A 15,741-nucleotide genomic window follows, 5' to 3' on the forward strand; every position below is an offset into this window, starting at 1 on the left:
GCATTCAACATCTCACATCACGACCATAGTGTCACTTCGCAATCGTTCACCACCCCAACACGGAGTGCCATCATGTCCCGCCTTTCCATCCCGAACCTCGAAACTGACGCCGGCCCCTCCGGCCAGGTCTATGCCCAGATCAAGAAGGCCATCGGCAGCGTGCCGAACACCTTTGCGGCCATCGCCGCCCATGGCCCCGCTGCGCTCAAGGCCGTGCTCGCTGCCGACACTGTGCTCGCCTCCGGCGGACTGACCAAGTCCGACAAGGAGATCATCAAGCTCGTCATCAGCGAGGCCGCCGGCTGTGACTATTGTGTCGCCGCCCACAGCCATCTCGCAAAGCTCGTCGGCCTGGCGCCGGAGGTCCTGAAGCAGATCCGCGATGGCCGGCCCACCGGTGATGCCCAGCGCGATGCGCTGGTCGCCTTCGTCGACAAGCTTGCGCGCACCAGCGGCACCGTCAGCCACAAGGATTTCGTCGCGATCAAGGCCGCCGGCTACAGCGACGCGCAGCTCGTCGACATCAGCCTCGCCTTTGCCACTACCGTGTTCACCAACGTCTTCAACCGCATCAACGACACCGAGATCGACTTCCCGGCGATCGCCTAACGCGACGGCCGCCACGTCGCTCATCTCACATCAGGGATCACGACCATGACCATGCTTGCCAACACCCACACCGCCCAAAATCCTCTCGTCCGCGCCCTGCAGGGATCCGGCCTGCTCGCGGAAGATCTCGACTACCATGTCGTCCGCGCCTCGATGGTGATCATGTTCTTCTTCTTCGGTTACCAGAAGTGGTTTCCGTACGAGTTCGAACGGCTGGTCCCGTTCATCAGCAACGGCCCATTGATCTGGTGGCTCTATCCCGTGTTCGGCCATGCCGGCGCCAGCTACCTCCTCGGCGTCTCCGAATGGACCTTCGGCGCGCTGCTGCTCGCGGGCTTCTGGAGCCACCGGCTTGGCGTGCTCGGTGCCCTCGGCTCGACCGGCACCTTCATCGCGACCGTCACCATCATTCCCTTCATGCCGGAGGGTTGGGACCTCGCCGCGGGAGGCTTCCCCGCGATGACGGGCAACGTGCCCTTCCTGATGAAGGACGTCGTGCTGCTCGCAGTCTCCTTCTATCTGCTAAGGCAGGATCTGGTTCGCCTGACGCGGTAACAGGTTGCATTCTGCCCAAGGCGACGCGTCGCCGGCGAGCTTTCCAGCTCGCCGGCGATTGCACGTCGCGACGATCACGGCAGTGTGCCCGCAAGCAGCCGTTTTCGCAGAGCATCGATGAACGCTCTTACCCGGACGGGCATTTGCGCGCGAGTCAGGAAAACCGCCCATATCCCAAGCTCGACCGGCGCGGCATCCGCCAGAACGATGCGCTTCAACTCGCCGCGTTCAATCCGCTCATAGACATCCCAATAGGTCATCATGGCGACCCCCACGCCCGCAAGACAAGCCGCTCGAACAGCGTCGACTGTGCTGGCCGACAGCGGGCCGGCGATCCGGATCTGCTCCAATTCGCCTCCACGTACGAACGGCCAGGTCTCCATCGCATGAAGCTTGATGCAGGGGTGGCTCACCAGATCGCCCAGCGTTGCCGGCTCGCCAAAGCGAGCGATATAGGCTGGCGATGCGCAGAGGATGTAAGGATTGTCGGCGAGCCTTGTCGCGATCATGTCGGAAGGCTTCATCGGCGCCACGCGGATCGCAACGTCGAGACCCATCGACGCGATGTCGACGCGATCGTCGCTCAGGACAAGATTGACCCGAAGCGCCGGATTGTCCGCGATCAGCTTGGCCACGACGGGTACGATGACGGCATGGCCGATGACGTTCGGCGCGGTGACCTTGAGCACACCTGAGAGGCCCGAGCCGGCGGACGACACGGACTCGAATGCTGAATCGCGGGCGGCTATCAGGGCAGCGGCGTGAGGCAGAAAGGCCTCGCCCTCGGGGGTGAGCGATAGCGAGCGCGTGGTCCGATGAAACAGACGCGCGCCGAGCTCGGCTTCGAGCGCTGCGAGCCTTCGACTGACCAACATCGGCGTTGTGCCCATCTCTCGCGCCGCGGCTGACAGGCTACCGGCGGTCACGATGCTGCGAAACAGCGCCACATCTGCGAAATCCATTTTATAACGATAATCGATAAAGTGCTTAGCTTCCAGCCGGACTTCTGTCGGCTCACGGCAAGCTCTAGATCGATCTCCAGCAAGGGAAGCCACTCCCGAAGGTAAAACCCTGGAGAGTCAAATGATGGACCACGAAGCGAAGGCGCTTTTCACGCCGATCGATATAAACGGCCGTACCGCGAAGAACCGTCTTGCCGTTGCGCCAATGACGCGCATCACGGCGACCCAGGACGGCCGGGCCACCGAAACCATGACGCGATACTACGAGCGGTTCGCGCGAGGCGGGTTTGGAACGGTCATCACCGAGGGCATCTACACAGACCAGGCGTTCTCGCAGGGCTACGTCCATCAGCCCGGCATGACCGACGAAGTGCAGGCCAAGGCCTGGAAGCCGGTCGTCAACGGCATCAAGTCGCACGGAGCGGTGGCCATTGCCCAGATGATGCATGCCGGAGCGATCAGTCAAGGCAATCGCTTTCGCGACAGCACGGTCGGGCCGTCTGCCATTCAGCCCAAGGGCGAGCAGATGACATTCTATCACGGAAAGGACCGCTACGTGCTGCCGGCAGCCATCACGGAAGAGCAGATCGCCGACGCCATTGCCGGCTTCGCGGACTCGGCCGCGCGAGCGATCCACGTCGCCGGGTTCGACGCCATCGAGATTCACGGCGCCAACGGCTACTTGCTCGACCAGTTCCTGACCGACTACGCCAACGGCAGAACCGACCGCTGGGGCGGCGCAACGGAGAACCGCGTGCGGCTAATCGTGGAAACCTTCAAAGCGGCGCGTGCGAAGGTCGGGAGCGCGGTGCCAGTCGGGGTCCGCATCTCGCAGGGCAAGGTGAACGACTATCATCACAAATGGGCGGGGGCGGAGCGTGACGCCGAAATCATCTTCGGCAGCCTCGGCGATGCCGGCGCCGACTTCGTCCATGTGACCGAGTTTGAGGCGTGGAAGCCCGCTTTCGTCAAGGACGGCCCGTCATTGATGCGCCTCGCCAAGCGCTACGCCGCCAAAGCGGCGATTTTCGCCAATGGCAGCCTGCACAACATCGAGCAGGCGGTGGCTGCGCTCGACGATGGCGCCGATGTCGTCACGATAGGCCGCGGGGCCTTGGCGAACCCCGATCTGCCCAAGCGCCTGTTGGACCGCAGCTCTCTGGATGAATTTGACCCTGCGATCCTCGGCCCCATCGCTGACATCAAGGACACCGAACTGATGATGTGAGCCCATCCCGCGACGTCGACGCCGCCTCGAAAGGAACGATCATGACGGACGTGATCTCCGATGCCTCGGTGGCGTTGTCGCTCATGCTGGAAGCATTGCGCATGCTCGATGAGCCCGGGCATTCGAAGGCCGCGGCCCACCTTCGAGCGGCCATCGAGGAGCTATCGCCTCACACCGCGCAACAGTTGCTTCCACCTCTCGGTGAGGCTCCGAGCGGGTCCTAAGTCGTCATCGGGCGCGTGACCGCGACGACGTCATTCATCATTTCGGCACCGCGCATCTCACCGCACGACCCATGAGGACGGCCGGGCTGCGATGGTCGAGGCCACCTGTGATTTGATCAAAAGACTTCAGATATGAAGCCTATGAATTTTCAAATCCATTCTCGATCACAGATCGCAATCGAAGATATACTTCTCATAAGCATTTGAAATTGCATATTTATATTATTCACTTCGATCACGACAAAGCGAACCAATCCCACTCTCGCATGATGTATTTTTATAAAAACGCATTTCGAATAGAGACGTCCAACAGTCGGATGCAGCCGAAAGGATCAATGGCATGGCCAAGTTCGCCTTCTTCGTCGAGTTGAAAGCCAATCGTGGCAAAGAAGCGGAAGTCGAAGCTTTCCTGAAGCAGGGCGCCGTGATGGCGAAGGCAGAGGCCGGAATAGTGGCGTGGTACGGGCTCAAGGAAGAGGAGCCGGGACGCTACGGAATCATCGACACGTTCAATGACGAAGTCGGACGAGATGCGCATTTGAACGGCGAACTTGCAAAGGCGCTGTTCGCGAAGGCGGACGAGCTGTTTTCCGAAGCTCCCAGGTGCACCGGCTTCACGTCATCGCCCAGAAATAGAGCGTCTTACCGGGGCTCTTCGTTGCAAGGCAGATGATGAGCTTGGGCGGCGCGACTTAACGAGCTCTTCAGCGAAGCGACCTCCTCCCGAATTCTCCTGAAAAGGACTCACGATGAACCAGGAATCGCCCAAGCCCACTGTCGTCCTTGTGCACGGGGCCTTCGAAGACGCGTCGATCTGGAATGGAGTGATTGAGAGGCTCCAGCGCGACGGCTACCCGGTCGTCGCCTTCGGCAATCCGTTGCTGGGCCCGGCAATCGACACCGCGTACCTGCGCAGCCTGTTGGACAAGATCCAGGGGCCCGTGATCCTGGCGGCCCACTCCTACGGCGGGGCCGTCATCACGCAGGCCGGGGACGACCCCAAGGTCAAGGGCCTTGTCTACGCGGCCTCCATCATGCCCGCGGCCGGGGAGGCCGCAACCCATTTGCTCGAACGCTACCCCGGCAGCACATTCCCCACGTCCGTCGAGCCGACCACGTACACCCTGCCCGACGGGACCAGCGGCACGTATCTCCTCTACCAGCCCGACAAGTTCCACAGCAACGTTGCCGCCGACGTGCCCGCGAGCGTGGCCGCCCTGATGCTCGCCGGCCAACGCCCCATGAACCTGGCGGCCCTGACCGAACCGCTGTCATCCGCGGCATGGACGAGCAAGCCGAGCTGGCAAGTCAGGCCGCTGCAGGATCGCGCCATTCCGGTCGACGAATACAAGTTCGAAGCCGATCGCGCCCATTCCACCGTCATCGAGGTGAACGCTTCGCACGCCGTCCCCGTCTCCAACCCGGACGTCGTAGCCGACGCAATCAAGCAGGCCGCCCGCGCAGCAGCGAAATAACGGCGTCCGCAAAGCGCGGTCGCTTGGCGTCATTCAAACAGGAGGCCCATCCGATGACGCAGGACAGTGAGCAAGAAGCAACGCCGCCCTGGGATGCGGCTCGGGTGAACCTCACATCGAACGAACTGGCTCCCGGCGTTTTCGCGGTCATGCCCGACGACGTGTTCGAGAAAGACCACGTCGCCACCACGGCCGGTTTCGTGATCGGCGAACGCAGCGTACTCGTCGTCGAGTCGATGCTGAATGGCGATCTCGCCGCGCAGCTTATCGGGCTCGTACGTCAAGTGACGTCGAAGCCGATCCGCTTCCTCGTCAACACCAGCTATCACGGTGACCATGCCTACGGGAATTACCTGTTTCCCGACAGCACTGTCGTGATTCAGCATCCGGCGACCAAGCGCTACATGGAAGAAAGCTTCGAGGACGATCGCCGTTTCATGATCGGCCTCATGGGTAAGGGGAAGGGCATTGAACTCGTGCAGGCCCGCTCCGCTGACATCACCGTCCCCGACATGATCAGTGTCGATCTTGGCCGCCGCATCGTCGAGGTCCGCCACTTCGGGTTCGCGCAGACGCCAGGCGACCTGGTCATCTGGGCGCCAGACGCGAAGGTGCTTTGGGTTGGCAACATGATTCAAGCACCGTCTCCGGCGCTTCCGTGGCTCCTCGAAGGGCGGCACAAGGAGACGATCACGACCCTTGCCCGCGTGCGCGACTTCCTGCCGGAAGACGCGACCATCATTCCCGGCCACGGCCGGCCGATGCGTCCCGCGGACATCGAATTCCCGCTTCGCTATCTTCGCGAGCTCGACAGCGCCGTGCGCACGGCAATCGCAGAAGGTCGATCGATCGAGGCCACGCTCGAGGCGGTCGCCATGGCGCACTACGGTGAGTACAGCCTGTTCGATTGGGCGCACAACTCCGTCAACGTGCCCGCCGCCTTCCGCCACCTGCAAGAGCCGGGCGGCGGAGTGGCCTAGGGGAACACGCATCGGAGTCGACCGCGAGCCTGGAGCATCTCGCCGTGTTCGCAACCCTATCGATGTAGCTGATATTACGTCGATTCTCCCTTGCACCGCCACTTGCGGTGCGCGTCACCTCATTGCCGGCTCGCAAGGTGGCCCCTTTCGCTGATAGACACAGTGTCGGAGGCAGCTTTCGTCATGGAGCAGTTCGACTCGCTCCGAATCTTCCGGACCGCAGGACGGAAAGGGACTGCGGATTGGTCGGTGCAAGGAAGTCTACCCCCGTTGTGGTCTTCGCCCTTGGGCGATCAATTTGCGGGAGCAACCCTTGGCGAAAGGGTTACAGGAGGGGGAAATCAAGCAGGAGCTGCAAAATGGCGGACACCTGCGCAATGTCCTCATCATCACCAAGACGATTGAAGGTATGGCCGAGCACCTGGCCTATGTTCGGCCGAGCTGGCGACGCGAATTCCTGCCGCTGCGAACCTGGGGCGACAAGGAAGATCGTACCTACAAGGATTTGGACCGGCTGCTCGTGCTTCTCCGCGACGACTTCGGCTATCGGGGCTTCATTGGGCTCTACATGGATGGTGATCCCGATCTCGTGCGCTATCGCGCGCTTTCGGAAAGCGAAGAGGCCGACGGCAAACCGTAACGCTCTTATCTGACAGCGCCGCTGGTGACCCTACCGGCAGGGCGCTTCGGCGATCATCCGCGCCTGCTCGAGAAAGCTCCGCAGCGGCACGGTCGGCGGATGGCTTTCATCCTCGCGTGCAACGGTCTCGTAATTGTGCACGATCACCATTCCGGACTTCGGAATCGCGAGAATCCATTGGCCGAAATAGCCCCATGCGAAATACGAGCCCGCCAGCACCGAATCGTCGGGCACCTCCGGCATCCACCACAACAGCCCGTAGGACGCCCGGCGGCGAACTGCGTTGGGTGGATGCATCTCTGCCGAGCGCGTGACCGGCGTCGTGATCAGATGCGTCCAACCGGCCGGCACGATTTGACGGCCCTGCCATTGACCTTCCACCAGCATCAGTTCGCCAATACGCGCCATATCGCGCGCCGAAAGATAGAAAGGATAGGCCAAGTGGCTCGAACGCGAGGGCTTGCCGCTGCGGTGATGGCGCGCGCGATCGAAGTCTTCCAGGCCCAGCGGAGCGGCTATGTCCTGCGCGAAAGCATCGTAGAGGTTACGCCCCGTACGCTGCTCATAGACGTCGCCCGCGACGTTGAAATCCCAATTGTTGTAAAGGAAGTACTGCCCCGGCAATTGTGAGCCGCGGGGAGGCGCGCCCGCCGCGTCGTCGCCCGGATTGGCAGCCGGATGATAGACACCCGAGCGCGCGGCAAGCAGGTCGCGCACGCGGGCCTCTCGCTCGATCGGCAGCAGACCGCCGACATCGTCGATCCCGAGCTCGGCAAGCGTCGCATCGAGGTTGATGCGGCCGTCCTGCACGGCCTGACCGTACAACATCGCAAGCAGGCTCTTTCTCACGGAACGAACGAGCGACGGCCGCGCAATCGGTCCCTCGCTGAAGACAATCTGATCGCCCCGCACGGCCATGAAGGCTTTGGTGGCCTGATGGCGCAATTGCCCGCGAAGGCCAGCCAGCACGGCGCGGCATTCGGCACTTTGAGCAGCCTGAGCATCAGTGCGCCAATAGGTGGAAGCCGGAAGGTCAGAGTTCGCTCCGGCCGACTGGCCCGCCTCCTCAGCCGCGGCGTCGGCGGGCCTGCCCCATCCGGTCAGCAGGACGAGCACGAAGACAGCGAGACCTCGAGAAAAGCAATAAGGCATGATCGACGTTTGACCCGAAACGGACCGACAAAACAAGCGGCCGTTCACGCGCCGGTTTGCTGTCGCTTGGGCACCGGTCTACGGCATCCACGTCTGTTCCGCTGTGAGCCTGTCGGAGGAGGTGACCCTCTCACCCGCAAAACAAAAATGGCTCGCTTGATGCGAGCCATTTTCTCATCGGGACCGGTAAGGTCCGAACCTGGTTGCGGGATACACTACCACGACCATGCTGGGACGAACGCCGTTCAGCGATTCCGGGCCGCCAGGTCACGTCACGCGTCAGCGAAGGCCGCCGGTGACGTGAAGTGTCTCGCCCGTGACGTAGGACGCTTCGTCCGAAGCGAAGAAGGCCACCGCGGCAGCGATCTCCTCAACCTTGCCGATGCGGCCAAGCGGGGTGGTGGATTCGATCCAGTTGCGCATGTCGCCCTCGTGCAGGCCGGCGGACACGACGCCTTCGGTGGCGATCATGCCCGGATTGACGGCGTTGACGCGGATCTTGCGCGGCGCGAGCTCTTTCGACAGCACGGAGGAGATCGCATCCACCGATGCTTTCGTTGCGGTGTAGACGGCGGTGTTCGCCGGCGCGATGGTCGACACGCCGGAGCTGATGTTGATGATGCTTCCCCCCTTGGGATTGAAGTGCTGCACCGCTTCCCCCGAGATCAAGAGAAGGCCGAGCACATTGAGGTCGAAATGCTTGTGGAAATGCTCAGGCGTGATGGCCTCGAGCGCCGCGAACTCGTAAATGCCCGCGTTGTTGACGAGGATGTCGATCGCACCAAACGCCTTCACGGTCTCCGCGACGACGCTTTTCACGTCCTTGGCGTCGGCCAGGTTACCATGGACCGCGACGGCTTTGCCCCCCTTGGCGATGATGGCGGCGACCACGCGGTCGGCGGCCTCTTTGCTGGAGCTGTAATTGACGGCGACCGCCGCACCCTCAGCCGCAAGCCGGGCGGAGATTTCGGCACCAATGCCTTTGGATGCGCCAGTCACCAGCGCAACTTTGCCTTCGAGTCTCTTGGTCATCGCATGTCTTCCGTTGTTCGGCGGGATGCCGATATTCAATAGTTCAATACTAGTGAACTATTGAATGAGTTCAAGGGGCATGCTATATTTTGGGCATGGTGCAGTTCGTTCACCCATCGCGGGACGAGATTACACTCGCCGGGGTGCTTGGAGCTCTCGCGGATCCGATGCGGCTGCGCATCGTCAAAAGCCTGGCCGCGCAAAACGATTGCATGTCGTGCACCGAGGCGGCGCCCTGCCCCGAAATGGCGAAGTCGACCCTGTCGAACCATTTTCGGATCCTGCGGGAGGCCGGCCTGATCCGGACGTCAAAGCAAGGCGTCCAGCACCGCAACGTTTTGCGCGAAGAGGACATCAACGCGCGGTTTCCGAAACTACTGAAAATGATCCTGAGCTATCCGGACTGAGGGCATTCGCGCACGACAGATTTGTGGAGCGCGCAAGGGATCGGCTGATGTTGCCACCCGGCGTATCCCAAAACAAAGATGGCCCGCGCTTCCGTCCCGGCGCGGCATGCTGCCCGGCGTTTGCGCCATGATCGATTTTCTGGCCACAGCGCTGAAGGCCCAGGTCTGGCGCGCCGTCTCTGCGCCGACCTGCTAGGGCTGCAAGACATGTTGCTCCGCGCGCGTGACGGAGCCTCCAAGCAGGCAACCCACAGGACGGTTGTCGGCGAAGCCGAGCCGCACCCGGATCTCGGACAACGACCCCATCGCCCGGCCCTGCATGATGGTGATCCGCGCGCTGTTGCGCTCGACCAGGCCGTTCTTGAGCAGTCCGAACGCGAGCGCCGCGGCGGCAATGCCGGTGGCAGCATCTTCCGGGTAGCCTGATGATTTCGGAAACTGTCGCGCCTCGAAGCGCCGTTCGCCCTGATGTTCGATGGCGTAAGGGTAAAGTCCGGTGGACCCGATCCGCCCGCAGCACGCCTCGATCTGCGCCGGGTCCGGCACCAGGTCATTGAGCTCGCGGACGCCCTGGATCGGGATGAGCGTCTTCACGCGTGACGTGACGGCGTTCTGCACCGGCATATCAAGCAGATCGCGGCGCGACAGCTTGAGCGTCGACAGAACGTCCTCCTCTTCGGCACGCGAGAGATCGACGACCTTGCCGACAGGCTGGCTGATCTCGACGGACGGTTCGCCCGAGTCCACACGATCGACATAGCCCGTTACCGATCCGCTGCGCGTCTCGATGCGGACCTGTTCGCCCGGCAAGCGCCCCTTGGTCGCGAGGACCCAGAGCGCGCCGATCGTCGCGTGACCGCACATCTCCATCTCGTGTCGCGGAACCCAGAACCGGAAGGCATAGTCGGCGTCGCCGCCGGGAGCCGGCAGGACGAAGCCCGACTCGTGCCCGAAGTGCCGGGCCACCGACTGCATCCCCGCAGCGGTAAGGTTCGATGCATCGATGACAATTGGACAGGGGTTGCCGCCGCGCCCGGTGTGGGTGAACACGTTGACAAGCTCGACCTCGGTCATCGGATAGCTCACTTCATGGAGGGCAGGACGGTGAAGGCGCGACGGCGGCGACAACAGCGATGGTATAGCTATTGCGGTGACATCTGAGACAGCCGATTTGGCCGAGGGGCTCTGCGCGACCGAAGCGGCTCCCGCACAGGTCGCAAAACAAAAATGGCCCGCTCAACGCGGGCCATTTTCGTATCGGAACCGGTAAAAGTCCGAATTTGGTTGCGGGGATAGGATTTGAACCTATGACCTTCAGGTTATGAGTATGAATTCCACAGTTTTCTGGACTTATCCCAAGACCTCTCACTTTACCTAAGCCTCTCAAAATACTAGTGAACTCTGGTATCGCCGTTTCCCGAGATATCCTGCCATTCCTATTACGGTGGCGACTCGGTGGCGATTCTGGAGGTCAATGTGCCGGTGTTGAAGCTAACGAAAAGAACGATCGACGCGATCTCGCCGGTCGAGAAACCGACCATCTTTTACGACAGCGAATTGACCGGCTTTTGCGTCAAGGTGCTCCCCTCCGGCACCAAAAGGTGGTGCGTCGAATACCGCAGCGGCGCCGGCGGGCGGAGTGTTGGCAAGACTCGGATGGTCCTCGGATCGACCTCGAGCATGACACCGGACCAGGCCCGCCTTTCGGCTAAATCGACCCTTGCCGCGGTAGCGCTCGGACAGGATCCCGCCCGCAAGCGGTCGACCGAACGCGCCATGCCAACATTCGCCGATTTCGGCGAGCGCTATCTCAGCGAGGAGGCCGAGACGAAACTGAAGCCACGCACGGTCGTCAACTACCGCATCTATCTGCGTAAGCACGCCGTTCCCCTCCTCGGCACGCGCAAACTCGACGCCCTCGATAGCGCTGACGTTTCGAAGATGCACCGGAAGATTGGCAAGACGACCCCGATGACTGCGAACCGCGTTGTCGAGTTTGTCGGCTCGGTTTTTCGGTATGCTGCCGTCTGCGGGCTCGTCGCCAAGGGACACAACCCCACGAGTCACGTCCAAGCATTCCGCGAGCAGCGCCGCGAGCGGTTCCTAAACTCGACGGAACTCGGGCGCCTGGGCGATGCCATTCGTGAGGCCGAAACGGTGGGCATTCCCTGGATTGTAGACGAACACCAACCGAACGCGAAGCACATCCCGAAAAACGGCCGCACCAAAATCGGGCCTCATGTCGCCGCTGCCCTGCGCCTATTGATCCTCACCGGCGCCCGGCTTCGGGAAATTCTCGAACTCAAGTGGGAGTATGTCGACTTGCAGCGTGGATTGCTCTTGTTGCCAGATAGCAAGACGGGACAGAAGGCCATCATTCTCAACGCCCCGGCCGTCGCTATTCTTGAAAAGCTTCCGGGGGTTGATGGCTACGTGATTGCCAGCGATATCGCCGGCCAGCCACGCCATGATCTCAACAAGCCCTGGAAGCTCGTGAGCACGCGGTCGGGCTTGGCGGGGGTGAGAATTCACGACCTTCGGCATACCCATGCGAGCTACGGCGCCGGTGCAGGCTTTGGCTTACCGATTATCGGCAAGTTGCTCGGGCATTCGCAACCAGCAACCACCGCCCGCTATGCACACTTGGACAACGATCCGCTTCGTCGGGCATCGGAGCACATTGCCAATCAAATCGGCAAGGCGATGGGAGACCTGCCGGAAGCCGCGCAATAAGGACGTTCGCAATTCCAGCCAGCGACGACAAAACGATTGAAAGAGTGAGATGGCAGATCCCTTCAATCTTGAGGAAGTCCCCTCAACCGTCTTGAAGCCAAGACTAGCTCAACTTTTTGGATTAGAGCACATTGAGGACTTGCGGCCTTGGGAGCGGCCCAAAAAGCCTTTGCTGATCGACGAGGAAGTCCAGCTTCTAATAAATCAGATGGACAATCGGGTCGCGAGGATTCGTCTGCAATTCGATCAGACCCGGGCATTGAAGGTATTGGGCTTCATTGATCTTGACGCGTTTGAGGAGCCACCGAAGCCACGGTGCCCGTTCTTTGCCGCTAGATACTATTTATTGCGCGCAGTGGTGACAGCCGATCTCTCTTTGAAGCATGCGGGTCGGGCCGTTGCGGACATTGACGCTATGCATGGGGGTGGCGCTGCGCTCTTGGATCAGTGTGAGACATTTGAGCGCCTCTTATTTTCCGACGATTTCTGCAAGCCCTATAATGCCGATTTGAAGGCGTTTGACGAGAATAGTTACCTTATTAGGAGAAAGGCATGGGACGAGCAATTTGGAACTATTGTGGCGTTACTTCCGCAGATGGAAACCGCACTGAAGACCTGGCTTGAACTTGCTACGCATGAGCGCGCCCGTCTCGCTGAACCTCTCGAACTTAGAGAGTTTTGGCGCGAATGTTTCGTCGAAGGAATGGGCTATTGCTGGAAGCTGCTAACCGGCGCTGATCCAGCACGCCAAGGACCCTTCCATAACTTCGTTCTGGCCGCCCATCGCAGTGTCAAGGGCGATGCGTCGATGGATCGATCGATCCGAAACGTTTTATCAAGGGTAGCAGGTCGACCCGTCGAGGACCGTTGGGATCGCGAGTTCTTCCCGCCTCACGACGACGAACACGGCGTTCCACCTTTCGTATTTTATGAGAGCGGAAAGCAGATCATTTGGCGGGGCCAAGCGGCGTGGGCGCCTCCGCCTGATCTTGATGACGCAGATGAGTACGATGACACCAGGGACGAATAGCCTGCCGCAAGGCTTCTACACGAGCCTGGACAAAACGACCGTTGGACAAGATTAAATTCGTCCTGGACGTTTAGAGCTTCATTTTTTTCGCTCTCCTGGACTGCCTGACCATATCGGACGATGTCTAAATCGCTCTCGAAGTTCACGGAGCGACCTATGTCTGATTCGAAAAACCACTCTCTTCCAACTAGTCCAGCTTGGCTGACACGCAAGCAAGCAGCGGGATATCTCAAGCTCGGCGAGAGCACCTTGGCGAAGCTCTTCGTCGCTGGTGACGGACCACCCGCAATCAAAATTGGGCGGTCCGTCCGCTATTCGTCCCTCGATTTGAACGAATGGATGATCGCTAAGCGCCGCAGGTCGACATCCGATACCGGCGCGGCGTGAGCATCAAAAATGGATAATTGTGAAAAGATCGCTCGATGGGTTCTTGAGGATCGGTCTGATATGTCGCCGCAGGCCGATTGGAGAGCATATCTGCTGAAGTCCGAACATGGGGTCCTGAAGCCTCTGCTCGCGAATGCTATCACCCTGTTCGGGAATGCGCCGTCATTTGTTGGACTTATTAAGCTCGATGAGTTTGCGGGGCGGATCATGCTTCTTGGGGTGCCGCCCTGGGAAAGCTCATTCAAAGATTGGGTGCCACGCCCCTGGTCAAACACGGATGACATTCGCGCTGCTGAGTGGCTGCAACACCAAGGGGTTGCAGTGAATCCCAATATCGCTGGTCAAGCCGTCACCGCCGTCGCAGAGAGACAGAGGTTTCACCCGGTCATCGACTATCTGGATCGACGCGAGTGGGATGGGCAGGCGAGGTTGGATACCTGGCTTACCAAATATTTGGGCACGGCCAACACTCCCTATCATAGCCACGTGGGCCGCTGTTCTCTCATCGCGGCCATTGCACGAATTCGGTCTCCCGGATCAAAAGTGGACACGATGCCGATTTTGGAAGGTGCTCAGGGCCTCGGGAAATCAACCTTGCTTCGGCTTCTATTTGCACCGTGGTATTCCGACGAAATCGCCGATTTCGGAAGTAAAGATGCTGCAATGCAGTTGAGCGGAGCATGGCTCATTGAAATTTCCGAGCTTGACGCGATGTCTCGAGGGGATGCAGGCAGAATCAAAGCGTTCATCAGCCGGACGACAGATCGATACCGGCCGCCGTACGGAAGTCGGGTAATCGAGCAGCCGCGTTCGTGCGTGTTTTGGGGAACCACTAATTCGGACGGCTATCTTAGGGACGACACGGGGGGACGAAGATTCTGGCCGATTAAAGTTGGGCGCGTCGATATGGAAGGACTTGCCGCGATTCGCGACCAACTCTGGGCGGAAGCGCAGTATGCGTACAAAAATGGTGACGAATGGTGGTTCCAAAGCCAAGACGTACAGGATGCGGCGGCGAACGAACAGCGTGCGAGGTACGAAGGTGACCCATGGGACGCTATGATTGAATCATACACTGAGGTTCGATCGTCCATCACTATTCCAGAGGTGCTGACGAAAGTTCTCAACTTGCCGGCCGGTCAATGGGGGCAACGAGAGCAAAACCGTGTTGCTCGGTGTCTGCGATCCCTGGGTTTCGAGCGATACCAGCGACGGAAGGGGAAAGCTCGGCCCTGGGCCTACAGGCGCAACGCACATCAAACCAAGGTGACAGGCTCCGGTGACAAGAAAGAGTGACGATCCAAAAAATCCAGACTTCTCAACGTTGTCACCGATGGCACCACTATCTCTGGGTTGTTTAAACATACACACGTGCGCACAAAGTCTGTTTTTCCTTTGTGGAGGCGGGTGGTGACGCAAGCCGCTATCGACTTTATGGACAAGCCAATGCGAAAAAATACGGACCAACATTTCAACCTCGGCAGGATGATCGCGCAGATCGATTTTGCTCGCACTATGAACAGAAAGCAGTGGAGAACGCTTGAAGCGCTGTCTAGTTTGGAATTTCCGATCACTGCTAGGGAATGGTGCGATCCAGATATGATGGCACTATTTCGAAATGACCTGGTCGAGCTTAAGTCGGCCAGTGGGAGCACGACGGCGTGTTGGTCGGCGACCGATTCCGGCTCCAATCTGGTGATGCTCCGGACGGAGAAACCATTGGTTTGGTAAGCCTCTCGATGCGCCGGAGGTCCGATCCACCATTTGGTTCACCATCGGCCACGCAATGTAGCCGACAGCGGGCCTCTCCGCGCCCGGTGCCGGCACGGCGCAAGTGCCCCTCGAAATTCGCGAGCTAAGCCTAGCAAAACCTGACCGAGTTTATCGAACCCACCGAACACGTGCTTGATCAGCAGAAGCAGTGGTTGGCACATTGAGACCGCTCAACGAAGAAAACGGGGCAGCCCCGGCTCAGAGCCGATTGCGGGCTTTTCCTGAAACGGACCTCGGAAAGCGAACGCACCCGTTTCTGACGATGTGTACACCGCGTGCCGTCGCCGAGCCGACCCCAAGGAACCCAATGAACGATCGAGAAAGGCCCTAATTGCCCTTCGCGGAACGCCTCTGAAGGCTTTCGAAATCATGAAGGGCGTGAACATAAAGCATCAGGACGGCTGCCAATTGCTCCTGTTAAAGATGCGTGACGGCGCCGTGAAGTTCGATGTTCACAAGGGACATTGGCTCGCTGAGTTACAACGTTCGCTGGGTCGCCGGAGGCTGGTAGCGTTGCTTCGAAGTTCCTGTACCGGAGAGAACGACTAGCCGCC

The 15,741-nt window shown here is 60.2% G+C and carries 18 protein-coding genes; 14 read left to right on the plus strand and 4 right to left on the minus strand.

Annotated elements, in window-relative coordinates:
* The first annotated feature begins 72 nt into the window (after window positions 1-72).
* On the plus strand, window positions 73-609 hold the full coding sequence (locus tag AC5ZFO_RS03265) for a carboxymuconolactone decarboxylase family protein (protein WP_282519892.1): 537 nt from the start codon (window positions 73-75) through the stop codon (window positions 607-609).
* A 45-nt stretch (window positions 610-654) separates the two neighbouring features.
* On the plus strand, window positions 655-1,164 hold the full coding sequence (locus AC5ZFO_RS03270) for a YkgB family protein (RefSeq protein WP_282519891.1): 510 nt from the start codon (window positions 655-657) through the stop codon (window positions 1,162-1,164).
* Window positions 1,165-1,238: 74 nt separating this feature from the next.
* On the opposite strand, the gene AC5ZFO_RS03275 is transcribed toward AC5ZFO_RS03270, so the two are convergent.
* The gene (locus tag AC5ZFO_RS03275; protein ID WP_282519890.1) at window positions 1,239-2,126 is read right to left on the minus strand and encodes a LysR family transcriptional regulator; all 888 of its coding nucleotides are present in this window, start codon (window positions 2,124-2,126) and stop codon (window positions 1,239-1,241) included.
* 124 nt (window positions 2,127-2,250) lie between these two features.
* Between AC5ZFO_RS03275 and AC5ZFO_RS03280 the strand changes: the two genes are divergently transcribed.
* The 6 genes from AC5ZFO_RS03280 (at window position 2,251) to AC5ZFO_RS03305 (ending at window position 6,673) form a co-directional block, all read left to right on the plus strand.
* Entirely contained in the window at window positions 2,251-3,354 is a 1,104-nt protein-coding gene (locus tag AC5ZFO_RS03280; RefSeq protein ID WP_404979735.1) for an NADH:flavin oxidoreductase, read from the plus strand.
* A gap of 41 nt (window positions 3,355-3,395) precedes the next feature.
* Window positions 3,396-3,578, plus strand: coding sequence for a hypothetical protein (locus tag AC5ZFO_RS03285; RefSeq protein ID WP_282519888.1), 183 nt, complete (start codon window positions 3,396-3,398; stop codon window positions 3,576-3,578).
* Between the two features lie 340 nt (window positions 3,579-3,918).
* Complete coding sequence (locus AC5ZFO_RS03290; protein WP_496121333.1) at window positions 3,919-4,251, plus strand: putative quinol monooxygenase; 333 nt, start codon at window positions 3,919-3,921, stop codon at window positions 4,249-4,251.
* 76 nt (window positions 4,252-4,327) lie between these two features.
* On the plus strand, window positions 4,328-5,053 hold the full coding sequence (locus AC5ZFO_RS03295; protein WP_282519886.1) for an alpha/beta fold hydrolase: 726 nt from the start codon (window positions 4,328-4,330) through the stop codon (window positions 5,051-5,053).
* Between the two features lie 53 nt (window positions 5,054-5,106).
* A complete protein-coding gene (locus tag AC5ZFO_RS03300; RefSeq protein WP_496121335.1) occupies window positions 5,107-6,033 on the plus strand; it encodes an MBL fold metallo-hydrolase in 927 nt (308 codons plus the stop codon).
* Between the two features lie 298 nt (window positions 6,034-6,331).
* Complete coding sequence (locus tag AC5ZFO_RS03305) at window positions 6,332-6,673, plus strand: hypothetical protein (RefSeq protein ID WP_496121336.1); 342 nt, start codon at window positions 6,332-6,334, stop codon at window positions 6,671-6,673.
* Window positions 6,674-6,703: 30 nt separating this feature from the next.
* Here the strand turns inward: AC5ZFO_RS03305 and AC5ZFO_RS03310 are convergent, their stop codons facing one another.
* Entirely contained in the window at window positions 6,704-7,789 is a 1,086-nt protein-coding gene (locus tag AC5ZFO_RS03310; RefSeq protein ID WP_496121338.1) for a serine hydrolase domain-containing protein, read from the minus strand.
* A gap of 315 nt (window positions 7,790-8,104) precedes the next feature.
* Window positions 8,105-8,857, minus strand: a complete 753-nt coding sequence (locus tag AC5ZFO_RS03315; RefSeq protein ID WP_282519882.1) for an SDR family NAD(P)-dependent oxidoreductase — start codon at window positions 8,855-8,857, stop codon at window positions 8,105-8,107.
* 95 nt (window positions 8,858-8,952) lie between these two features.
* On the opposite strand from AC5ZFO_RS03315, the gene AC5ZFO_RS03320 reads away from it, so the two are divergent.
* Window positions 8,953-9,264: an ArsR/SmtB family transcription factor gene (locus AC5ZFO_RS03320; RefSeq protein ID WP_282519881.1), complete on the plus strand. Its 312-nt coding sequence runs from the start codon at window positions 8,953-8,955 to the stop codon at window positions 9,262-9,264.
* A gap of 192 nt (window positions 9,265-9,456) precedes the next feature.
* Here the strand turns inward: AC5ZFO_RS03320 and AC5ZFO_RS03325 are convergent, their stop codons facing one another.
* Window positions 9,457-10,338 carry a PhzF family phenazine biosynthesis protein gene (locus tag AC5ZFO_RS03325; protein WP_282519880.1) on the minus strand — a complete coding sequence of 294 codons (882 nt, stop codon included), beginning with the start codon at window positions 10,336-10,338 and terminating at the stop codon, window positions 9,457-9,459.
* Between the two features lie 381 nt (window positions 10,339-10,719).
* Between AC5ZFO_RS03325 and AC5ZFO_RS03330 the strand changes: the two genes are divergently transcribed.
* The 5 genes from AC5ZFO_RS03330 (at window position 10,720) to AC5ZFO_RS03350 (ending at window position 15,145) form a co-directional block, all read left to right on the plus strand.
* Window positions 10,720-11,997: a tyrosine-type recombinase/integrase gene (locus tag AC5ZFO_RS03330; protein ID WP_496121341.1), complete on the plus strand. Its 1,278-nt coding sequence runs from the start codon at window positions 10,720-10,722 to the stop codon at window positions 11,995-11,997.
* A 49-nt stretch (window positions 11,998-12,046) separates the two neighbouring features.
* Window positions 12,047-13,027 carry a hypothetical protein gene (locus AC5ZFO_RS03335; protein ID WP_496121343.1) on the plus strand — a complete coding sequence of 327 codons (981 nt, stop codon included), beginning with the start codon at window positions 12,047-12,049 and terminating at the stop codon, window positions 13,025-13,027.
* 156 nt (window positions 13,028-13,183) lie between these two features.
* Complete coding sequence (locus AC5ZFO_RS03340; RefSeq protein ID WP_496121345.1) at window positions 13,184-13,414, plus strand: helix-turn-helix transcriptional regulator; 231 nt, start codon at window positions 13,184-13,186, stop codon at window positions 13,412-13,414.
* Between the two features lie 9 nt (window positions 13,415-13,423).
* Entirely contained in the window at window positions 13,424-14,710 is a 1,287-nt protein-coding gene (locus AC5ZFO_RS03345) for a virulence-associated E family protein (protein ID WP_496121347.1), read from the plus strand.
* 114 nt (window positions 14,711-14,824) lie between these two features.
* A complete protein-coding gene (locus AC5ZFO_RS03350) occupies window positions 14,825-15,145 on the plus strand; it encodes a hypothetical protein (RefSeq protein WP_496121349.1) in 321 nt (106 codons plus the stop codon).
* Window positions 15,146-15,741: the final 596 nt, after the last annotated feature.

The sequence above is a fragment of the Bradyrhizobium sp. Unk1 genome, assembly GCF_059512345.1.